Source organism: Paracoccus sp. (in: a-proteobacteria) (genome assembly GCF_030536915.1).
Taxonomy (GTDB): domain Bacteria; phylum Pseudomonadota; class Alphaproteobacteria; order Rhodobacterales; family Rhodobacteraceae; genus Paracoccus.
On the sequence record NZ_JAUNPC010000166.1, the window covers coordinates 1 to 2977 of the forward strand.

A 2977-nucleotide genomic window follows, 5' to 3' on the forward strand; every position below is an offset into this window, starting at 1 on the left:
ACGGGGCCGAAGATCTCCTCGCGCTCGATCGTCATGCCGGGCGTCACATGGCCGAAGACGGTGGGCCGCACGAAATAGCCGCGGTTGAGATGCTCGGGCCGCCCCGGGCCGCCCACCGCAAGGGTCGCGCCCTCGCGCAGGCCCGCCTCGATCATCTCCTGCACCTTGTCGAACTGAGCCTGGCTGACCAGCGGGCCGATCTGGGTCGCGGGGTCGCGCGGGTCTCCGACGACCAGCGCCTCGGCCGCGCGGCGCGCGATCTCCAGCGCCTCGTCGTGGCGGGCCTCGGGCACCAGCATCCGGGTCGGGGCGTCGCAGGACTGCCCGGTGTTGGCCATGCAGCCCTCGACGCCCTTGACGACGGCGGTTTCCAGATCGGCGTCGGGCAGGATGATGTTGGGCGACTTGCCGCCCAGTTCCTGCGCCACGCGCTTGACCGTCTCGGCGGCCGTCTTGGCCACGATCACCCCCGCGCGGGTCGAGCCGGTGAAGGACACCATGTCCACGTCCGGGTGCCCGGCCATCACCTGCCCCACCTCGGGGCCGGTGCCGTGGACCATGTTGTAGACGCCGGGCGGCGTGTCCGCGGCCTCCATGATCTCGGTGAACACGATGGCGCTGAGGGGGGCGATCTCGCTTGGCTTCAGCACGACCGTGCAGCCTGCGGCCAGCGCCGGGGCGACCTTGCACATGATCTGGTTCAGCGGCCAGTTCCAGGGGGTGATGAGGGCGCAGACGCCGATCGCCTCGCGCACGATCCGGGTCGTGCCCCGCGGTTCGCTGAAGGTGAAGCCTTCCAGCCCGGCGATGGTGGCTTCCAGATGCGCGCGCCCGGCCCAGGCCTGCGCTTCGCGCGCCCAGGTGATCGGCGCGCCCATCTCGCGGCTGATGGCCTGGGCGATGTCCTCGTAACGGTTGTTGTAGATGTCGAGGACGCGGCGCAGCAGGGCCAGCCGTTCTTCGCGCGGGGTGGCTGCGAAGGCGGGGAAGGCGGCGCGGGCCGCCGCGACCGCGCGGTCCACGTCCACAGCCGAGCCGAGGGAGATCCGGGTGAACGCTTCCTCGGTGGCGGGGTCGATCACGTCCAGCGCGGCGGGGGTGGCTGGGTCCACCCAGGCGCCGCCAATGAAGAACTGCAGGTGATGCGGGTTCATGACGCCTGCCTTTCGGGTTCCGCGGACTTGCGGCTCATGTCGGGGTTGAAGTCGTCCAGCGAGGGCATCGCAAGCGCCGCCCGGCTGTCCAGGTTGCGCAGGGCGTCCCGGTAATCGGCCAGGATGCGCCCTCGCGCCTCGGGCGTGACATAGGGGACGTGCCAGCCGATGAAGGGTTCCAGCACGTCGTAGCCGACATACCCCAGGGTGCCCTGGAGGATCGGCTTCAGCAGATGCTCGATGGGGCCGTGGACCGCGCCCTCGCCGAACATGTGCTCGCGCCCGCCGATGGTCGCGCCCACGAAGGCGCGCTTTCCCGTCATGTTGCCCTTGTCGTAGATGCGCTTGCCGCCGTAGCACAGGCCCGAGACCAGCACCCGGTCGATCCAGCCCTTCAGGATCGCGGGCATCGAGAACCAGTAGACCGGGAAGTTCAGGACCAGCAGGTCGGCCGCCATCAGCTTGTCCAACTCCGCCCGGATGTCGGGGGCGATGGTCCCCGCCGTGACGTTGTGGCGCTGTTCCAGCGCATAGGTCAGGTAATCGGGATTGGCGCGCGCGCCGAAATCGGCCGGGCTGGCGACGGGGTTCCAGTTCATCGCGTAAAGGTCGGACTGGACGACCTCGTGCCCCTGCGCGCGCATCACCTCGACCGAGGCGCGCGCCATCGCGGCGATGAAGGACTGCGGCTCGGGCGTCGCGCTGACGACGAAGACTTTCATGCGGGCGGTCCTTTCCTCAGCGGCCCTTCCAGACCGGGTCGCGTTTCTCCACGGCGGCGCGCGGGCCTTCCAGCGCGTCCTCGCTGTCGATCAGCTTCTGGAACAGCGGGAAGCGGCCCCCGCGCATCGCGGCATAGGCTTCCTCCAGGCTCATGTGCTGGGCCAGCCGCGCGGTCTCCTTGGCGGCCGCGACCGACAAGGGGGCGGATCGCAGGATGCGGCCCGCCAGCGCGCGCGCGGCGTCCATCAATTGGGCCTGCGGCACGACCTCGTTCACCAGCCCCCAGCGCAGGCAGTCCTGCGCGTCCAGGCGGCGGCCCCCGTACAACACTTCGTTGGCGATGACCTTGGGCAGCATCCGCGGCAGCAGGAACGAGCCGATGTCGGGCAGGACCCCCAGCGAAGTCTCGGGCAGCCAGAAGCGGGCATGGTCGGCGGCGATGATGAAGTCGGCGCACAGCAGGATCTCGAATCCCGCGCCGACGGCATAGCCGTTGATTGCGCAGATGACGGGCTTTTCCAGCCCCGGCAGTTCGGCGAAGCCGTAGATGCCGCCCTGCCCGTAGTCGGCCACATAGCCGTCGCCCCCTTCGGACGAGGCCTCGTTCAGGTCCCATCCGGCCGAGAAGAACTTTTCCCCCCCGCCGGTGAAGATCGCCACCCTCAGCTCGGGGTCGTCGCGGAACTCGGCGAACAGTTCGCCCAGCCTGCGGCTGGTGGGCTGGTCGATGGCATTGGCCTTGGGCCGGTCCAGCGTGATCTCGGCGATGGGTCCGTTGCGGACCAGCCGGGCGTCATCGGGCATCCTGTTCCCTCCTGCGGATCAAGGCATCGACCGCGACGGCGGCGTTTGCCGTCACGATCAGCGGGTTCACGTCCATCTCGTCCAGCGCGGCGGATTGCGCCAAGGCATATTCGCCGATGCGGAAGGCGGCCTCGACCGCCGCGTCCAGCGCCGCGGGCGGGCGGCCGCGGAAGCCGGTCAGCAAGGGCGCCGAGCGCAGCGACAGCAGCGCCGCGCGGATCTGGTCGCGGCTGGCGGGCAGCAGCAGGGACCGGGTGTCGTTCCACATCTCGACGGTGATGCCGCCCGCGCCCAAG

At 70.0% G+C, this 2977-nt stretch carries 4 protein-coding genes; all 4 read right to left on the bottom strand.

What is annotated here, in order from left to right; translation table 11 throughout:
• Positions 1–1154, bottom strand: a 1154-nt coding sequence (locus tag Q4F04_RS15220) for an aldehyde dehydrogenase family protein (RefSeq protein ID WP_303370639.1), incomplete at its 3' end; no start/stop codon positions are given.
• A complete protein-coding gene (locus tag Q4F04_RS15225; RefSeq protein ID WP_303370640.1) occupies positions 1151–1876 on the bottom strand; it encodes an NAD(P)H-dependent oxidoreductase in 726 nt (241 codons plus the stop codon). The genes Q4F04_RS15225 and Q4F04_RS15220, both read right to left, overlap by 4 nt.
• Before the next feature lie 16 nt (positions 1877–1892).
• Positions 1893–2681, bottom strand: coding sequence for an enoyl-CoA hydratase-related protein (locus Q4F04_RS15230; protein ID WP_303370641.1), 789 nt, complete (start codon positions 2679–2681; stop codon positions 1893–1895).
• The coding region (locus tag Q4F04_RS15235; RefSeq protein ID WP_303370642.1) for an acetate--CoA ligase family protein at positions 2671–2977 on the bottom strand (307 nt) is incomplete at its 5' end. The genes Q4F04_RS15230 and Q4F04_RS15235, both read right to left, overlap by 11 nt.

Excerpts from the sequence above, each read along its gene's own strand:
- Q4F04_RS15225 (WP_303370640.1), bottom strand. The coding sequence starts at position 1,876 with ATGAAAGTCTTCGTCGTCAGCGCGACGCCCGAGCCGCAGTCCTTCATC.
- Q4F04_RS15230 (WP_303370641.1), bottom strand. The coding sequence starts at position 2,681 with ATGCCCGATGACGCCCGGCTGGTCCGCAACGGACCCATCGCCGAGATC.